This is a genomic window from Methylobacterium sp. OAE515 (assembly GCF_041806315.1).
Classification (GTDB): Bacteria; Pseudomonadota; Alphaproteobacteria; order Rhizobiales; family Beijerinckiaceae; genus Methylobacterium; species Methylobacterium tardum.
Genome location: NZ_JBGMUV010000001.1, coordinates 3,450,343 through 3,467,915 on the forward strand (window position 1 = coordinate 3,450,343; position 17,573 = coordinate 3,467,915).

General features: G+C 71.6%; 10 protein-coding genes and 1 pseudogene. 2 read left to right on the forward strand and 9 right to left on the reverse strand.

All coding sequences use genetic code 11. The annotated features are described in order from the left end of the window. Nucleotides 1-113: 113 nt before the first annotated feature. Nucleotides 114-983 (reverse strand): aldo/keto reductase family oxidoreductase, encoded by an 870-nt coding sequence (locus ABIE45_RS16955; RefSeq protein ID WP_192710256.1) that lies wholly within the window; start codon nucleotides 981-983, stop codon nucleotides 114-116. Nucleotides 984-1,075: 92 nt separating this feature from the next. Between ABIE45_RS16955 and ABIE45_RS16960 the strand changes: the two genes are divergently transcribed. After that, nucleotides 1,076-1,981 carry a LysR family transcriptional regulator gene (locus ABIE45_RS16960; RefSeq protein WP_192710255.1) on the forward strand — a complete coding sequence of 302 codons (906 nt, stop codon included), beginning with the start codon at nucleotides 1,076-1,078 and terminating at the stop codon, nucleotides 1,979-1,981. Here ABIE45_RS16960 and ABIE45_RS16965 read toward each other — a convergent pair. The 3 genes from ABIE45_RS16965 to ABIE45_RS16975 form a co-directional block, all read right to left on the reverse strand. Further along, nucleotides 1,978-5,196 carry an autotransporter domain-containing protein gene (locus ABIE45_RS16965; RefSeq protein WP_192710254.1) on the reverse strand — a complete coding sequence of 1,073 codons (3,219 nt, stop codon included), beginning with the start codon at nucleotides 5,194-5,196 and terminating at the stop codon, nucleotides 1,978-1,980. The genes ABIE45_RS16960 and ABIE45_RS16965 overlap by 4 nt on opposite strands. Nucleotides 5,197-5,600: 404 nt before the next feature. Beyond that, a complete protein-coding gene (locus ABIE45_RS16970; protein ID WP_192710253.1) occupies nucleotides 5,601-7,367 on the reverse strand; it encodes a methanol/ethanol family PQQ-dependent dehydrogenase in 1,767 nt (588 codons plus the stop codon). Nucleotides 7,368-7,423: 56 nt separating this feature from the next. Beyond that, nucleotides 7,424-8,020 (reverse strand): TIGR00730 family Rossman fold protein, encoded by a 597-nt coding sequence (locus ABIE45_RS16975; RefSeq protein WP_192710252.1) that lies wholly within the window; start codon nucleotides 8,018-8,020, stop codon nucleotides 7,424-7,426. Nucleotides 8,021-8,243: 223 nt separating this feature from the next. On the opposite strand from ABIE45_RS16975, the gene ABIE45_RS16980 reads away from it, so the two are divergent. Next, entirely contained in the window at nucleotides 8,244-9,728 is a 1,485-nt protein-coding gene (locus ABIE45_RS16980) for a LysM peptidoglycan-binding domain-containing protein (protein ID WP_192710360.1), read from the forward strand. Between the two features lie 33 nt (nucleotides 9,729-9,761). Here ABIE45_RS16980 and ABIE45_RS16985 read toward each other — a convergent pair whose 3' ends face one another. The 5 genes and pseudogenes from ABIE45_RS16985 to ABIE45_RS17005 form a co-directional block, all read right to left on the reverse strand. Then, nucleotides 9,762-12,155, reverse strand: coding sequence for a glycosyltransferase (locus ABIE45_RS16985; RefSeq protein ID WP_192710251.1), 2,394 nt, complete (start codon nucleotides 12,153-12,155; stop codon nucleotides 9,762-9,764). Between the two features lie 64 nt (nucleotides 12,156-12,219). Continuing rightward, a complete protein-coding gene (locus ABIE45_RS16990) occupies nucleotides 12,220-12,636 on the reverse strand; it encodes a hypothetical protein (protein WP_192710250.1) in 417 nt (138 codons plus the stop codon). A gap of 357 nt (nucleotides 12,637-12,993) precedes the next feature. Beyond that, nucleotides 12,994-14,049 (reverse strand): glycosyltransferase, encoded by a 1,056-nt coding sequence (locus ABIE45_RS16995; RefSeq protein ID WP_192710249.1) that lies wholly within the window; start codon nucleotides 14,047-14,049, stop codon nucleotides 12,994-12,996. A gap of 51 nt (nucleotides 14,050-14,100) precedes the next feature. Then, nucleotides 14,101-16,257: a glycosyltransferase family 4 protein gene (locus ABIE45_RS17000; protein ID WP_192710248.1), complete on the reverse strand. Its 2,157-nt coding sequence runs from the start codon at nucleotides 16,255-16,257 to the stop codon at nucleotides 14,101-14,103. 607 nt (nucleotides 16,258-16,864) lie between these two features. Further along, a pseudogene (locus tag ABIE45_RS17005) lies at nucleotides 16,865-17,500 on the reverse strand (DedA family protein); the annotation flags it as partial. Nucleotides 17,501-17,573: the final 73 nt, after the last annotated feature.

The following is a 17,573-nucleotide window of genomic DNA, read 5'->3' on the forward strand; positions in this document are numbered from 1 at the left end:
GAAGCAATCCAGACGGCGCGACGCCGACCGTCGTCGCGCTGCCCTGGGTCACTTCGCTACGCTCGTGATGACGGGAGGGGAGACCGCAACCGAAGCGTCCGAACGGAAGCCGTTCACGCCGCCCCGATCCGATCCAGCGCCGCCATTGCCTCATCCGGAAGCGCGAGCTCGGCCGCCGCGAGGTTCTCGCGCAGGTGGCCGAGGGACGACGTTCCCGGGATCAGCAGGATGTTGGGCGACCGGCGCAGCAGCCACGCGAGCGCCACCTGCATCGGCGTCGCACCGAGCCCGGCCGCCACCGCCGACAGGGTGCCCGACTGGAGCGGGCTGAACCCGCCCAGCGGGAAGAATGGCACGTAGGCGATCCCGTCCGCCGCCAGATCGTCGATGAAGGCGTCGTCGTCCCGGTGCGCGAGGTTGTACTGGTTCTGCACGCAGACAATGTCGGTGATCCGGCGCCCATCCGCGACCTGCCGGGGCGTGGCGTTGCTCAAGCCGATCCGGCGGATCAGCCCCTTCCGCTGCAGCTGCGCCAGCACCGTCAGCGGCGCCTCGATCGCGCCCTCCGCGGGGCCGTGGACGTCGAACATCAGGCGCAGGTTGACCACGTCGAGGGCGTCGACGCCGAGGTTGCGCAGGTTGTCGTGCACCGCCTGGGTGAGTTCCTCGGCCGAGAAGGCCGGGTTCCACGAGGCGTCGGCCCCGCGCTTGGCGCCGACCTTGGTGACGATCACGAGCCCGTCCGGGTAGGGGTGCAGCGCCTCGCGGATGATCTGGTTGGTGACATGCGGCCCGTAGAAGTCGCTGGTGTCGATGTGGTCGACGCCCGCCGCCACGGCCGCGCGCAGCACCGCGACCGCTTCGGCGCGGTCCTTGGGCGGCCCGAACACGCCGGGCCCGGCGAGCTGCATGGCCCCGTAGCCGAGCCGCTTCACGGTGCGGTCGCCGAGTCGGAAGGTCCCGGCCTGCGCGATGTCGGTCATGACGTATCTCCTGTTGGCGCCCCGGATGTAGACGCCCGGTTTTGCGCCGATAAGCCGTGACAATCGGCACGGCCTGTGCGGATTCTCGAACGATGACCCAGGATCTCACGGACCTCGCCGCCTTCGTGACCGTGGCGCGGGCCGGCGGCTTTCGCGAGGGCGCCCGCGCTGGCGGCGGGAGCGCGTCGAGCCTCAGCGAGGCGGTACGCCGGCTGGAGGCGGGACTCGGCGTGCGCCTCCTGAACCGCACCACCCGCAGCGTCGCGCCGACCGAGGCCGGGACCCGCCTGCTGGAGCGGCTCGGCCCGGCGCTCGCCGAGGTGGAATCCGCCCTCGACGTGGTGAACGGGTTCCGCGACCGGCCGGCGGGAACGCTGCGGCTCAACGTGCCGCTCAGCGCCGCCCGCCTGGTGCTGCCGGCGCTCGTACCGCCCTTCCTGGCGGCCTATCCGGAGATCCGCCTGGAGGTGGTGGTCGAGGACGGGTTCGTGGACGTGCTGGTGGCGGGCTGCGATGCCGGCATCCGCTACGACGAGCGGCTGGAGCAGGACATGATCGCCGTGCCGATCGGCCCGCGGCGGCAGCGCTTCGCCACCGCGGCGGCGCCGGCCTATCTCGACCGGCGCGGCCGGCCGGACCATCCGCGGGACCTCCTGGGCCATGCCTGCCTGCTCGGGCGCTTCCCGAGCGGCGCGCTGACGGCGCCCTGGGAATTCGAGCGCGACGGCGACATCGTCCGGGTGGATCCGTCCGGGCCGCTGATCGTACGCGTCGGCGCCAGCGACCTCGCGGTGGCGGCGGCGGTCGCCGGCACGGGGATCGTCCACCTGTTCGAGGACTGGCTGCGCCCGCATCTCGACAGCGGCGCCCTGGAGCCGGTGCTGGAACCCTGGTGGCAGGACTTCTCCGGCCCGTTCCTCTACTACCCCGGCCGGCGGCACCTGCCGGCGCCGCTGCGCGCCTTCGTGGACTTCATCGGCGCGCAGGGGGCGCGCTAGAACCGGATGGTGAGGCTGCCCTTCACGGCCTGGTCCTGCGCGCGGGCGCCGGTCTGGCCCGTATAGGCCACACCCAGGCTCGCGTTCGGCGCCACCGCCAGATCCAGCCCGACCTGCGCCACCAGCGCGTCCCGATCGATCGGCACGCCCGCGCTCAGGAACGCCGGGCCGCCCGCGCCGAAGGCCAGCAAAGCCGTCGGCACCACGTCGCCGAACGCCCGCCGGTAGCCGACGAGACCCCGCAGCGTCACCGGCAGGCCCAAGCCCAGGTCCAGGCGCGTCTGCGCCCGCACACCCACAGTCGCCGCACCGAGATCGTAGTCACGCGCAAAGCTCACCAGCGCCGCGGCGCCTCCGGTCTCGCCGAACCCGTCCCGCCGGATGCCGATATAGGCCCCGCCCACGAACGGCTCGACATACGAGGCCGCCGGCTGCGCCGTGACCGCCGCCCCGTCCTTCGACACCGGCGCCGCCACGGCCGGCTCACCCAACGGGATCGTCCAGCCGATCTCGCCAAAGCCCTGCACCGTGCCACCGCCGCCGTGGCCGCTCAGCGTGTCGGACACCCCGTACAGCACCGCCCGGCGCGTGCGCGCGTCCGTGTCGGCGTAGATCGCCCCCAGCCGCAGCGACAGCGGGCCGAGCTCATAGCCGCCGTAGACGCCGCCGAAGCCGCTCTTGAGCGTGGCGCTCTCCGCCCGGCGCGTTCCGCCGACCCGGCCGGCGCTGTCGAGAGACGCCTCCGTGTAGCCGCCGACGACGCCGAAGCGCAGCCCGCTGGACAAGCGCACATCCGCGCCCGCCGCGAAGCCCGCGATCTGCCGGTCGAGGTCGAACGCGTTGCCGCCGCCCCCGGCCGTGCCGAAGGCGCCAAAACCCTGGCCCCACAGCCCGAACACCTGCGGGTCGAGCGTGCGGACCGGCACGTTCGCCACCGCCGGCTGGCGGCCCGGCAGGTCGGCGGTGTAGGCGGCGGGCAGGGTGCCGTAATTCAAACCGGTGCCGGGATGGCCCCAGCGCAGCCGGTCGAGCACGGCCTCGCGCACGAAGAAGGCGGTCTCGTAGGCCGCCGAGACGGTGCCGGCGTGGATGTCGCCGGCGAGCGCCCGGAAGGCGCCGCCCGCCTCGGCGGCGGTGAAGCCCACCGCCGCGTCGGTGAGCCGGCCGGCGCCGGCCGCCTGGATGGCGTTGGCGGCGGCCGCGCCGTTGCGCGATGTGGCGCTGGCGGCGAAGGGCACGTCGTTGCGGGTGAGCGTCAGGTCGACCGCGTTGGTCAGGTAGCGCAGGCCCGGGGACAGGAACGCCAGGTTGGAGGTCACGCCCGCGAACTGGCCCGAGACGCCGCCGGTGGCCGACAGGATCGTGTAGGTGGTGCGCGGGTTGTAGGCGCCTGAGGCAGCCAGCACCTGGACAATGCCGCCGCCGAGCGCGGCGGTGCCGCCGGCGGTGATGTGGTCGGCCTGGCCGGCGGCGTTGGCCTCGACGCGGTAGGTCGAACCCGGCGCGAAGCCGACATTCGCGGTCACGGAGAGCGTGCCGATCGCGTTGCCCGGCGACACGGTGCCGCCCGACAGCGCGCGGATCCCGCCCAGCGTGCCCGTGCCGCCGAGGTCCGCACCCTGCCAGACCGTCACAGGCGAATTGGCGAGGGCGCCGTTCACGACGAGCCGCCCGGCCTGGACCTCGGTGGCGCCGCTCAGCGTGCCGAGCCCCGTGAGGGTGAGCGTGCCCACATTGGTCTTGGTCAGAGTCCCGGAGCCCGAGACGGCGTTGGCCAGCGTCCCGTCGGTCGATTGATCCACGACGAGGGCCGCATTGTCGACGATCCCGCCCGTGCCGAAGGCGCCGGCATGGCCGATCAGCGTTCCCCCGCCGATCGTCGTGCCGCCCGCGTAGGTGTTGGCGCCGGTCAGGACCAGCGTCCCGCTGCCGAGCTTCACGAGGCCGCCCGCGCCGCCGATGTCGTTGCGCCAGACGTCGTAGGCCGAGAACCCGCCCTTGGCCGCGTCCTGGGTGACGGTGACCGTGCCGTTGAAGGCGCCGTAGCCGTCCGCGGCGGCGAACAGATTGATGCGGTCGTAGCCCAGCCCGTTGTCGAGGAAGCCGCCGGACGGCGCTTCGGTGGTCGCGATCACGTCGCGGCGCTGCGCCGCGGTGAGGTAGGGGAAGCGGGTCGCGAGCAGCGCCTCGGCGCCGGTCGGGACCACCGGCGGCAGGTCCGTGGGGCCGATCGACGGCAGGCCGTAGGTCAGGCGCGCCGTGTAGGCGGCCTTGTTGCGCGCGTAATCGGAGAACCGGTCGGTGGCAGGATCCACGGGCGCGTGGGCGCACCGCTCCAGGGGGCCGCCGCAGGCCTGGCTCAGGTAGCTCTGCGCCTGCGCGAAGGCCTCGCCCAGCAGGGCCGCATTCGCCGGGTCGTTGAGCGCCCGGATGGCGAAATAGGTCGCCAGCACGCGGCCGCCGATCACGTCGGTGGGCGAGTGCATGCCCGCCTCGATCCGGTTGTCGCCGAGCTCGCTCGCGCGGGTGAGCAGTTCCTGGAACCGCTGCGGGACCGCGTAGGCCAGGGCGAGGGCCGAGAGATAGGCGGCGTTGGTGTGGCCGCTCGGGAAGCCGCCATCCGTCGCGGGGGTCGGGCTCTTCTCCGGCCCAAGGGAGGGCGGCACGACGAAGCCGAGGCTCTGGCCGTCCAGGCTCTGCCGCCAGGGGCGCGGATAGCTGTAGGCGTCCTTGGCCGGGCTGGTGGAGGCGTTGGTCCGGAACGCGTTGACCAGCTGCACGACCTTCCCGAGGGGCGACGTCGCCACGCCGGCGCCGGTGCCCTGGTCGACGTACTGCACGCGCGCCGTGGTCGCGTCGAAGGCCGGGATCGTGGTGGTCGCCCCCGATCCCGCCAGATAGGCCTGGGTCAGCGGCCCGAGGCCGTCGATGACGCTGTAGCTCTGGTTGCGGCGGTCGTCGTAATAGGCGGCGATCTCCTGCGCGCGGGTCCGCTCCCGCGCCCGCTCGGCGACGATCTGGATGTTGCGCAGCAGGAGGGGCGCCCCGAGGCCCGTGGGCGATCCGGTGTCGTAGGTCCGTCCCGGAATCCAGATCCGCCTGAAGCCCGACAGGATGTCGACGCCGTTGCCGGCACCCGGCGTCTGCGCCTGGGCGCCCGAACCGAGCAGCGCGACCGCCAGAGCGGCGATTGAGACCCCATATCCCCGTTTCATGACGCGCTCCCCAAAGCCGCCCCATCCGGCCGGTCGCGCGCCCTTTAACCAAGATTATCGATGGCGGATCGTCATAGTTCGTTCAGACGTCAACGTCCTTTTGATTCGTAGCCTCGACGCAACACTCTGTAAGCCGACTTAATATCAGGCATGCACTTCGTAAGTCTGAATTATTTATTATATAAATTCTCTGAACAGCGTTGAATCGCGACCATCAATTGCCGCGCATGGCGTGGCTGTGCCTGAATAGACGTGCCCGAGGCCGGCTGCCGGCGCCGATGGCGGGGCCAGGCGGGACGGGAAATCGGCCCGGGATGGGTCTCGGCCGATGCCGCGCGGGAGCACCTCGGCGGGAGGCCGTGCGAATCGCGGGACGGCACGAGCAGACGCTGCCGTGGACCGGCTCACTCCGGCAGTTCGAACACCGTGAGCTGCCCGCCCGGCGCCGTATACTGCGACAGGGCCGCGTAGCCGCCGACCGCCCCCGAACCGTCGGCCGGGTCGGTCAGCCCGGCCGCCAGGCCGATCCCGGCCCAGCCGCCGATTCCGGAGAGCACCGCCACGTACTGCTTGCCGGCGTGCAGGTAGGTGGTGACGTTGCCGACGATGCCCGACGGCGTCTTGAACCGGTAGAGCTCGTGCCCGTCCCGGGCATCGACCGCCTTCAGGTAGCCTTCGAGCGTGCCGTAGAAGACCACGTCGCCCGCGGTGGCGAGCGCCCCCGACCAGACCGAGAACGGTTCCGGGATCGTCCAGGCGATCCGGCCCTTCGCCCCGTCCCAGGCGATGAACGCCCCGGTCCGGTCGGTGCCTTCGGGCGGGTGCAGGGTCAGGGTCGCGCCGACATAGGGCTGGCCGGGCGTGTAGGTGACCCGGAACGCCTCGTAATCCATGCACATGTGGTTGGTCGGCACGTAGAACAGCCGCGTCCGGGGCGAGTAGGCGGCCGGCTGCTGGTTCTTGGCGCCGAGCGCCCCGGGACAGATATTTTTGGTTGTTTCGTCCTCGTCGGCCTCGCCCGGCGCATAGCGCTTGTCGACCACTGGCTTCCCGTAATCGGGCGCGGCGGGATCCACGCTGATCCGGCTGGCCCAGTTCACCGTGGGATCGAACTTCTCCGCCACCAGCAGTTCGCCCGTGGCCCGGTCCAGCGTGTAGCCGAAGCCGTTGCGGTCGAAATGGGTCAGCACCTTGCGGGGCCGGCCGCCGATCACCTGCTCGGTGAGGATCATCTCGTTGACGCCGTCATAATCCCACTGGTCGTGGGGGGTCATCTGGTAGACCCAGCGGGCGATGCCCGTATCGGCGTCGCGGGCGATGATCGCCTGGGCCCAGCGGTTGTCGCCCGGGCGCTGGGCCGGGTTCCAGGTCGCGGGATTGCCGGTGCCGTAATAGACGAGGTTCAGATCGGGGTCGTAGGAGAACCAGCCCCAGCTGCAGGCGCCGCCGGTCCGCCACTGGTCGCCCTCCCAGCTCTTCAAGGAGGAGTCCGTGCCGACCGGGCGCCCGAGCGCGGTGGTCTTCTCCGGATCGACCAGCATGTCGGCATCCGGCCCGGTGGCGTAGGCGCGCCAGAGACGTTTCCCGCTGGCCTGATCGTACGCGGTGACGTGGCAGCGCGCCCCGTACTCGCCGCCCGCGAGCCCGACGATCAGCTTGCCGTGCACCGGCAGGACCGTGGCGGTGTTGGTCTCGCCCCGGCCCGGATCGCCGTTCTTCACCGACCACAGCACCCGGCCGGTCTCCGGATCGAGCGCCACCACGGTGGTGTCGGCCTGCTGCAGGAACAGCCGCCCGTCCGCGTAGGCCAGCCCGCGGGAGACCGTGTCGCAGCACATCACGGCGATCACGCTCGGATCCTGCCGCGGCGCGTAGCGCCACAGGATCTTCCCGCCCTGGTCCAGATCGAGGGCGTAGACCACGTTGGGGAACGGCGTGTGCACGACCATGACGTGCCCGACCACGATCGGCGCACCCTCGTGGCCGCGCAGCACGCCGGTGGAGAAGGTCCAGGCCACTTTGAGGCGGCCGACAGTGCCGGCATTGATCTGGTCGAGGTCGGAATAGCGGGTGTTGGCGTAGTCCAGGGTCTGGAGGACCGGTGTTTCGGCCGCGGCGGCCGCACCGGCGAGGCAGGCGAGCGGTAGGGCCGCGAGGGGGGAAGCGCGCATCCTGGACATCCTGTCGCCGCGCGGCGGCCGACGCGCGGGATCCCGCGCGAGCCGGCTCACATCCGCTGCTGGACGATCTCCTCGGCCTGAGGATCCGGCTCGTGGCCGGCCTCGCGGAGCATCGGCACAACCTCGGCCGCCTCGCGGGCGACGAGGTAGCTGAGATCGAGCCCCTCGCGGATGAAGCCGTGGCCGCGCATGTGCTCGAACAGAGCGAGCAGCGGCGACCAGAACGCGGCGACCGAGACCAGCACCACGGGCTTGCGGTGCCGCCCGAGCTGCGCCCAGGTCAGCTGCTCGACGAGCTCCTCCAGAGTGCCGATCCCGCCCGGCAGGGTCACGAAGGCGTCCGAGCGCTCGAACATCAGGCGCTTGCGGGTGTGCATGTCGGGCACCACCACGGTCTCCTGGATGTCCGCCAGCATGTGCTCGCGCGCCTGGAGGAACTCCGGGATGATGCCGGTGACGTGGCCGCCGGCGTCGAGCGCCGCCCGCGCGACCGTGCCCATCAGGCCGACATCGCCGCCGCCGTAGACGAGGCGCATCCCGGCCTCGGCCAGCGCCGTCCCGAGCAGCTCCGCGGCCTCGCGGAAGGCGGGGTCGCGGCCGAAGCCGGAGCCGCAATAGACACAGACTGTCCTCACCGGGGCCATCCGGCGCCCTCCTGCGCGTCCGTTGCGAGCCGTCCAGAAAGAGTCCCGCGCCCGGCGCTTCCCGCGCCAAAGTGCTGACATCGCGTGGGATTCACCCGCCAGGGCGGCGGGACGGCTTGGTGTCGGGAGCATGTACGGTATTATGGCCCACGCCGTCGACGGTTTTCGCGCGGCCCAAAGCCCGCAGCGGGCGGCAACAGGATCAGGGGAGGCCTTCGTGGCGATGTCGGGACAGGTGCGGCGCAGTCTCGCCCTGGCGCTCGCCGGCCTGTTCGGTGGCCTCGGGCTCGTGGCGGCCCTGTTCGGCGGCGAGTCCCTGCGCCGGCTGACCGGTCGGGATGCGGCGGAGCCGCCGGCCGCGGCCACGACCGTGCCGCAGGGCAGCCTGCGCGGGCTCGCCGATCCCGGAACGATGGCGAAGGGCGCCGACCCCGCGATCGATTTCCGCAACGATCAACCCAAGGCTGCCAGACCCGGTTCGACCGGGCCCAACCCGATCGAGCCCGGGGCGCCCGCATCGCCCACGCCCGGCGCCCGATCCGCCGGATCCGGCCGGCCGGCTGCGAAGCCCGGAGCCGCCGAGGCGCCGCGCTTCGACATCGTCCGGGTCGAGCCGAACGGCGACGCCGTGGTGGCCGGGCGCGGGGCGCCGCATGCCGAGGTCGAGATGCTGGTCGATGGCAAGCCGGTGGCCAAGGCAATGGCCGACGCCAGCGGGCAGTTCGCGATCGTGCCGCCGGCGCTACCCGCGGGTTCCAGCACGATCCGGCTGCGTATGACGGCCAAAGACGGGCAGGCGGCCAGCTCGCAGCAGAGCGTGGCGGTGAGCGTCGCCCCGGGCCGGGACCGCCAGCCGCTGGTCGCCCTGACGGCCCCGGACGCGGCGACCGTGGTCCTGTCGCAGCCCGGCGCCGCCGGACCGGCCGCGCCCGCCAGGATCGCCAACGCGGCGCCCGGACAGCCGCTAACGCCCAACAAGCAAGCGGCCTCGGAAGGACACGCGGCGGCTCATCCCGGCCCGGCGCAGCCCACCCGCATCGTCAGCGTCGACGTGCAGGGCAACGGGCGCCTGTTCGTGACGGCGGCCGGCACGCCCGGTGCGACGCTCCGGCTCTACCTCAACGACACGCTGATCGCGCCCGGCAGCATCGGCCCCGATGGCCGGGCGAGCTTCACCATCGGGCGCGGGGTCAAGCCCGGCCAGTACCACGTGCGGATCGACCAGATCGATCCGGCGACCGGCAAGGTGGCGTCCCGCGCCGAGGTGCCCCTGGCCGTGCCCGAGCCGTCGCCGGTCGCGGCCCGCGAGCCCGCGGCGCCGTCCGGCGGCCAGGGCATTGCCCGGGAGGCCTCCAGAACGGTCTCCAGGGAGCACGCGCAGGCCCCTGAGGCAGCGGCGCCCGGCCAGCCCGCCGCGCCCGCCTCAGTGCCCGCCACCGGGATGGCCCCGGCGCCCGATCCGAATCCCGACACGCGCCAACTGGCGGCCGAGACCGGCACCCCGGCCCGGGCCGGGGCTGTGTTCGTGCCGGAGATCAGCACGGCCCGGATCACCCGCGGCGACAACCTCTGGCGGATCAGCCAGCGCACCTATGGCCGCGGCGAGCGCTACACGGTGATCTACGACGCGAACCAGACCCAGATCCGGGATCCGGACCTCATCTACCCCGGCCAGATCTTCGTGCTTCCACCCGACAAGCGGGGCTGACCGGCCTTCGTCCCGGCTGCCCCGTCAGTCCGCTCACGGAGTCAGCGCGGCTTCTGCTGTCCGCTTCACCCGGTGGGTGAAGATGACCGAGAGCCAGGGCACCACCTCGTGCTCGACCTCGATGGAGAGCAGCACCTCGAGGTGGAGCGCGTAAGGCAGGGTGAAGCGGAAGCCGCAGCGGGCCTCCTCCATGGTGGTCGGCATGTCGCCGAGCACCGCCGCGATCACGTCGGGCCGGTGCACGTCCACGGGGATGCGCTGGACCTCGCCGTCGACCTCGGCGACCAGCGTCGCCTTGGCGCGGCTCGCCGAGACGACCCAGCCGGCCAGCACCACCTGCCCGTCTTGGATCTCGGCCCAGACCCGGTCCTGTGGGGCCTCTAGGTTCGCCCGGGCGAAGGAATCCGGCAATTCGCCGTCGAGCTCGGCCACGGTGCAGCCGACCTCGTACTTCTCGAAGCCGCGCCCCTCGCCGAAGATGCCGGCGAACTGCTTCTGGTACTGGGCGATCCGGGCGTTCTTGATGTTCTCGGGCAGGCCCGACCACTGGCCCTTTTCCTGGATCGTGTAGACCGACAGCAATTCGCGCAGGAACGCGATGCGCCCCTTGTCGGCGATGTAGAGGTTCATCAGCCAGTCGGCCGCGGCGGCGTTCTCGTAATACGCCTCCGGCACCCGGCGCAGGGCCTCGGCACGGTAGAAGCAGCAGGAGAAGTTCGCGGTGAGCGGCGAATTGGCCAGAACCGGGAAGCTGATCGTGCCGGTGGGATAGCGGCCCTGTTCGTCGTGCGGCACGTAGGAGCCGGTCGCCGGGTAGTGGAGCAGCACCCAGTTGAAGCACATGTCGAGCGCGCGGTCGTTGCGCAGCATCCGCATCTGCAGGGCGATCTTGCGGTCGGACAGCCAGTAATCGTCCGCCTCGCAGAAGGCGACGTACCGGCCCGTGCAGGCGGCGAGGCAGTCCTGCATGTTGCGCAGCATGCCGAGGTTCTGCGGCCGGGGCCGCACCACGATCCGCTCCGGGTCGCGCGCACGGTAGTGCTCGACGATCGCGGCGGTGCCGTCGGTGGACTTGTCGTCGCCGATCACGACCTGCATCCGGAACAGGCCGCGCTGGCCCAGCACCGCGTCGAGGCAGCGGCCGATATCGGCGGCGTGGTTGTAGGCCGTGACGATGACGCTGACGGTGAGCTGCTCCAGCAGCCACGCGCGCAAGGCGTCCGGATTGCCGGAGAGCGCCTCGGGGGCGTCGAGGCCCATGTCGCGCAGGGCCGTCCGGGCGATGTCGGGATTGGCCTCGATCAGCCGTCCGAGGCTCGGCACGTCCTCCTCGTCGAGATAGGCCTCGGCGAGCCGCCGGAAGATTGATTTCTGCGCGGCCTCGTAGCCCACCGCGTAGCGGCCGCCGAAATGGCCGCGCAGCTTGCGGAAGAACGCGATCTCGGCATTGCCGAGCTTCTTGTGCCGGGCGAGCTCGGTGGCGTAGGTCGCCCACATCCCGGCCGCGTGCTTGCGGTAGACCGCCATCACCTCCGGCAGGAAGCCGATGCGCCCGACCTCGGCATGCATCAGGTGGACGTACCAGTCGCCCGGCGCGATGCCCTCGTCGAACACGAACGCCTCGGCGCCGTGGTAGCGCCAGCGATAGACCACGCTGTTGGTCTGGACGAAGTTGTGGGCGACGAGGTCCGACAGCGACGGCTGCGGGCTGCACTGCTCCGGGTAGATCTCCTCGATCCCCGGCATCTCCTCGTAGACGACGCGCACCGGGTGGAAGCAGAGGGTGAATTCCGGCCGCGCCCGCAGGAACGCGACCTGGCGCTGGAGCTTGCGCGGATCGATCCAGTAATCGTCGCCCTCGCAGATCGCGACAAATTCCCCGCGGGCGCGCGCCGTGAGGTCGGCGAAGTTCTTGTTGGGCCCGAGATTCTCAGGCCGCAGCACCGCCACGAGGTTGGGATGGCGCGCGGCGTACTCGGCGATGATCTCGGCGGTGCCGTCGGTGGAGCGGTCGTCGCCGACGAGCAGCTCGAAGGGGAAGTCCGTGGCTTGGCCGAGGATGCTGTCGAGCGTCTGCCGGATGAACGCCGCTTGGTTGTAGGTGATGCACAGGACGGAGACGACCGGCCGGTTCCAGGCCGGCGCCGGCTCGGTCTCGGCCCGCGCGCGGATCCAGGCCGCGAAAGGATTGACGAAGCTGCCGTCGAAGGTCTCGTCCGGCGGGGCGGTGAAGTCGGCCCGGGGCTGGCGGCCGAGGCGGGCGCCGTACTTTACGTAATGCTCGAGGGGCGACAGGTCGGTCAGGCCGACCTCGGGATAGCGCGTCGCGTACCAGATGTGGTCGAACAGGCCGCTCGCGTAGATGGTCGCGAAATCGTCCTGCCACGGCTCGAGCGCGGGTGCGGCCTCTCCTGCCCCGTCCTGCATCACTCCGATCCCTCGCAGATCCCTCGAACGCGCAATCAGCCGGCCGCTTCCCCAGACCGGACCCTCAGAGGGTGCTGGGGAGGCGTCCTTCCTCGGAGCCATGGTTGTAATAGTGCTGCGTCGGGTCGGCACCGGCACCCGCGACGTCGTCGTTGCACGTCAGGTAGAACTGGCGGTCGAACAGGCCGGAGGTTTCGAGCCATCCGAGCATCGTCGCCTCGGGTACGACGGGCGCGCGATCAGGCGCGGCGGACGCGGCCTCCCGATAGAGATGCGCGAACCGGGCGATGCGGGCCGCGACCTCCTTGGCGGCCGGGCGGCGGACCGAGGACGCGACGACGCTCGATTGCTCACCGGGACGCCGGCGCTGAAGATCGGCCTCGGCCAGGCGCACCAGACGGGCGAGTTCGCCCTGCGCCTCCTTGAGCCGTGCCTGGGTCTCGGCGAGCTCGGCCCGCAGCGCCTCTACGTCCTCGCCCAAGGTCGGCTCCGTCTCAGTCACGACGTCCGACGAGGCTCGCGCCCATGGCCGCGCCACAGGGCGCCCCTGCCGGGTGAGGCGGGGTGATACGGTCGGGTCCCGGACCGGTCAACCCTGCGCCCCATGGCAACGGGTCGGGTTGAAGACTGATGCCGCCTCCGAGGCGCGAAGCGGTTTGCGACACCCGCATCGTCGTTCCGGGGCGCCGCAGGCGAGCCCGGAACCCAGAACCGCCGACGGAGCCTTACTGAGCGGGCGGTGCGGATCTGGATTCCGGGTCCTGCTGCGCAGTCCCGGAATGACGGGGCTGACCAGGCCCGTCGCGGCCCGGTCCCGAGAGTCCTTTCCGGCCGCGCCTCAGCGCGGCATCAGCAGGTCGACGACCCGGCGCAGGGCCAGCGCGTCCTGCTCGGGGGCGGGCGTCGTAAGGAAGCCGCCCGGCGCCGCCGGCGGCGCCGACAGCCAGGCGGGGAGCGTCTCGGGATCCGGGAAGAGCTGCCGGGCGACCACCTCGATCGGCTGCCCGGTAAACCAGGGCGCGTAGGTCGCGGTGAAGAACCGGAAATAGACCGGCCAGTTCTCCGGCGTGGGCGCCAGCCGGTTGGCCGTCGGTCCCCGGGCGATCAGCGCCAGATAGGTCTTCAGCGCCGCCGATCCCTCGCCCTGCATCAGGTCGCCGGTGGATTTGAGCGTGTTGGTCGGGTGTGTCCGGTACCGGAGATGCGCACCGGGCACGAAGATCGGCTCCACGTGAACCATGCAGCGGATGAGGAAGTCCCAGTCGTGACACATGCGGTAGTCCGCGAACGGGCCGACCCGCTCGTAGAGACCGCGCGAGAACACGAGGTTGCCGCTCGTCACCGCGACGTTGGCCCTCAGCAGCGCGAAGCCGATCGTCGGGCAGGCGCCGGCCTGACCGAGCACGTCGCGGTACCAGAGACGAACCGGATCGTCCTCGGCGAGCCGGGCGCCGGCATCGTCCATGAAGTCGACGCCCGTGAACGCGATGAAGTCGCCGTCCGGCGGCAGCGCCGCGTGGATCGCGCGGAACCGGTCCGGCGCGTAGGCATCGTCCGAGTTCAGGATGGTGAGCACGTCGCCGCTGGCCTTCGACAGGCCATGCGCGATCGCCGCGTGGGCGCCGCCGTTGCGGTCGAGCAGGTCGCACAGGATGCGGACCGGGCCGGCATAACCCTCGATGGCCTTGGCTATGACGGACCGCGACGCGTCGGTGGAGTTGTCGTCGACGATGATCAGCTCGTCGACCGGGCAGTCCTGCTCCAGCACGGAGCCGATCGCCTGCCCGATATAGGCCGCGTGGTTGTAGGACGGGATGACGACCGAGATCCGCCGCCCGGCCGGCGGCTGAGACGCGGGCTGCGGGCGCGCGGACTTGGTCAGGAACCGCAACATCGGCGCTTGCACCTCTCTCCGATGATCCCCAGGGGCTGCCGTGCCGCGGATCTACGCGGCATCGAGCTGCGCCCGGAGCAGGTCGAGGCGCGGCCGCATCTGCCTCTCGAAGCTGTATTCCCGCAAGATCGCCAAGCGGCCGGCCTCGCTGAGCCGCCGCAGCGCCTCCCGGTCGCCGGCATAGAACTCGATTCGGTCGGCGATCCCGTCGACGTCGCGCGTGATCAGCTCGAACTCCGCGCCGGGCACCATGGCGTGGGTCCCGTCGAGCCGGCGGTTCAGCGCGAGGGAATCGGTGAGGAACATCGCCACGCCGCGCAGGCCCGCCTCGACGCAGGAGGTGGTGGGGAAGCCGTCGAAGGATCCGCGACCGCCGTCGCGCTCCATCGGCGACTGGTTCGGCGAGATGACGATGTCCATGCCGGGATAGAAATCCGGGAAGAACGAGGCCGGCTGCACGCCGTGGAAACGGACCCGGTCGACCTCCGTGAGGCCGAGAAGCTCCGCATTCCAGTCGCCGACATAGTGCCACTCGAAGCGCGGGTCGTCCGCGTAGCGCCGGACGAGGTCGGTGAACACGTCGCAGCCTTTCTCGATGCCGAGCTCCGTGTAGCGCTGGGCCACGAAACAGATCCGGATCGTGTCCGGCAGCGGGCGCTCGACCCGCGAACAGCGGGTGCTCGCCGCGACATCCCAGCAATCCGGCGAGACGGCGCCGAAGATGAAAGCGATCTGCTGCGGGTCGCACCAGCCCCGGTCGAGCAGGTAGTCGCGCTGCAGGGTGTGGGTCGTGAGCACCTTGGCGAAACGGCGGTCGCCGAGCACGCGCCGCAGCTTGGCGTCCGAGACCGGATCGTTCGGCATGAAGCCGCCCCCCGGATACAGGGTGAAGACGAAGCGATCGGCGCGCAGGTCCGGGTTCGAGGCCAGCAGCACGGCCGCGTTGTGCAGGAAGGTCGTGTGCAGGACCTCGGCGCTGAGGTCGTGGCCGGTGTTCAGGGCGTGCACCCGGCCCGCAAGGGTCGGATGCTCCGCCTCGAACTGGCGCAGCTCGTCGAGGAAGGTCCGATCCGGCCGGTAACGGTCGATGTCGCGCAGCGACGAGGCGGCCCGGCTCTCCGGAATGGCGTACAGGTAGGTGAGCAGCTCGCCGTAGCGGAACGCCGAGAACCGGGACGGGAAGCTCGAATCGACGAGGAGGAGGCCGGCCCCGCGCCCCCGGGCCGGTCGGCCCGGCCCGGCCACCTGCGGGTAGACGGCCCGGGCCTGGTTGGCGGCCTGCCAGGCTTCGGGGGCGAAATCCGGCACGGCGCGGCTCTCGGCCTGGAGCTGCTTGGCCTGGCCGCGATCGCGTGCCAGCAGATCGTGCAGGGTTCGCGTGTGGAGACTGGCATCGCCGAGATCGAGGGCGCGGCGCGCCTGCTCTTCAGCTTCCACGAGCCGGCCCCAGGTCCGGAAGATGACCGCCAGGCGGAAGCGGAACAGGGCCGGATCCTCGCAGCCCACAGCCAGCGCGATCGCGTAGGCCGCGGCGGCGGTCCCCAGCCGGCCCAGGGTCTCGGCCTGATAGGCGGCGAGAGCGCATCGGGCGACCAGGCTGTCGCCCTCAGCCTGGACGGCAGCCTGGGCGGCCGCATCAGCCGCTTCGCTTCGGCCCAGGGCGAGCAGGGCCCCGACCCGCACCAAAAGAGCCTGGAGCCCCGCGACAGGCCCCCCGTCCAGCAGCGCCAGCGCCGCCGCGGCATCGTTGGCGTGCAGCCGCTCCGTCGCGGCCTGCACCCGCGCGTAGGGATTTGCCGGATCGCGCGCCAGCACCGCCCCGGCCGCCTCGGCGAGGGCGCGCCCCTCCAGGAGGTTGGGCAGCCGGCCTTCCGCGGCGCCGTAATGGAGATAATGGCCGAGCGGGTTGACCCCGGCCTCGGCGATGTCGGGGTAGAGCGTCAGATAAGTGCGGGTGCTGAACAGCGGCCCGGGATCGAGCCCGATCGCGGCGCCGTGGGCGCAGTAATGCTCGGCCGGGCCGAGCCCGGTCGCGTCCGCGGGTGGGACCTGCGCGCGGTAGAAGGCCGTGTCGAACAGGGGATTCGGATCAAGATCGGAGTGCCAGCCCGCGGCCGCGTAGGCCGCCGCCGTGTCGATGCCGCGCGCCTCGCCATTGCGTCGGGCCACGAAGCCCGCATCGAACAATCCAGGCAGATCCGGATGCATGCCGTCGTCCGTCCCTCTCGGCGCGCCCGCCAGGCCGGCGCAGAGCGGCAGGACGTGCGGCCGCCCGGGCCGGCGCGCTCACGTCCCGCCGAGCCTCCGCGCGGCGTGGCTTCTCGCATAGCGGGCCGGGCATGCCTACCCCAGGTCCAGGCGTCGGACGGGGCGCGACGCCGGCTCAGGCCGCCAGCCCGATGGCGTCCTCGGCCCGCCCGCCGGGGATCGACGGCCCCGGATTCCGCAGCCGCCGACGGATGAGCGTCAGCAGGACGGCGCCCCCGAGCAGGACCAGCCCAATGCCGACGATCCCGACGTGACCCACCAAGCGCCCGTAGGCGCCGCCGGTCACGCCGTAATGCCACGACGCGAGCGTCATGCCGGCGGCGGCCACGAGGAGCAGGGCGAGAACCTTGAACCACAGGGGCAGGGGCGTGGGCGGGCGCGTCTCCCGTGCCGGAGCGTCGGCGTGCGCCCGATCAGCCTCCCGCTGCGCCAGGAACGCCTCGACCTGGCTCTGAAGCTCCGGAAGGTCCGCGCGTCGCGCCGCAGGACCGGCGGCCACGCTCCGGGCCTCCTCGCGCCGCGGCGTCTCCACGCTCAGCCCTTCGGCGAGCGGGCCCGGGATCGCGGCCTCGGCATCCACCATCAGGCGCGCCTCGTGGCGGCGCATGAACATCCACAGGGCGACGGCCCCGAGCAGGACGAAGGCCAGCAGCCCGAGGCCGACCGGTCCCATGACGTTCTCGATCGAGCGGCCGCACAGATAGGCCCCGAAGCCCATGATCGAGGCCCAGGCGACGCCGCCCAGCGCGTTGAAGGCGAAGAACCGGCGGGCATCGAGCTTGTTCACGCCGGCCAGGACGGCCGCGTAGGCGCGCAGCATCGCGGTGAAGCGGCCGAAGAACACGATCTTCCCGCCATGCCGGCGGAACAGGTACTGGCCGAGCTTGAGGCGCCCGTGGTCGAGCCCGATCAGGTGGCCCTTGCGCAGGAGCAGGGGCAGTCCCCACCGGCGGCCGACCCAGTAGCCGGCGTTGTCGCCCAGAATGGCGGCAGTCGCGGCGATCGCCACCACGACGGCGATGTTGATGTTGCCGGTGCTGCCGGCATAGGCCGCCGACGTCAGCAGGACCGTCTCGCCGGGCAAGGGCAGGCCGGCGCTCTCCAGGGTGATGATGACGAAGATCGCCAGATAGCCGTAATGCGCGATCAGGTCGGCGATCGGCAGGTCGTGCAGGAAGGACATGCGGTCTCCTCGCGAATCGTGCACAACGCACTCGCAGGCAAACGTGGCCACGCGTGGGCGGCGGAGACAGGGC

Coding starts and splice junctions, on each gene's coding strand:
- ABIE45_RS16995 (WP_192710249.1), bottom strand. CDS start 14,049: ATGTTGCGGTTCCTGACCAAGTCCGCGCGCCCGCAGCCCGCGTCTCAG.
- ABIE45_RS16975 (WP_192710252.1), bottom strand. CDS start 8,020: ATGGCCCCGGTGAGGACAGTCTGTGTCTATTGCGGCTCCGGCTTCGGC.
- ABIE45_RS16955 (WP_192710256.1), bottom strand. CDS start 983: ATGACCGACATCGCGCAGGCCGGGACCTTCCGACTCGGCGACCGCACC.
- ABIE45_RS17000 (WP_192710248.1), bottom strand. CDS start 16,257: ATGCATCCGGATCTGCCTGGATTGTTCGATGCGGGCTTCGTGGCCCGA.
- ABIE45_RS16985 (WP_192710251.1), bottom strand. CDS start 12,155: ATGCAGGACGGGGCAGGAGAGGCCGCACCCGCGCTCGAGCCGTGGCAG.
- ABIE45_RS16960 (WP_192710255.1), top strand. CDS start 1,076: ATGACCCAGGATCTCACGGACCTCGCCGCCTTCGTGACCGTGGCGCGG.
- ABIE45_RS16965 (WP_192710254.1), bottom strand. CDS start 5,196: ATGAAACGGGGATATGGGGTCTCAATCGCCGCTCTGGCGGTCGCGCTG.
- ABIE45_RS16980 (WP_192710360.1), top strand. CDS start 8,244: ATGTCGGGACAGGTGCGGCGCAGTCTCGCCCTGGCGCTCGCCGGCCTG.
- ABIE45_RS16970 (WP_192710253.1), bottom strand. CDS start 7,367: ATGCGCGCTTCCCCCCTCGCGGCCCTACCGCTCGCCTGCCTCGCCGGT.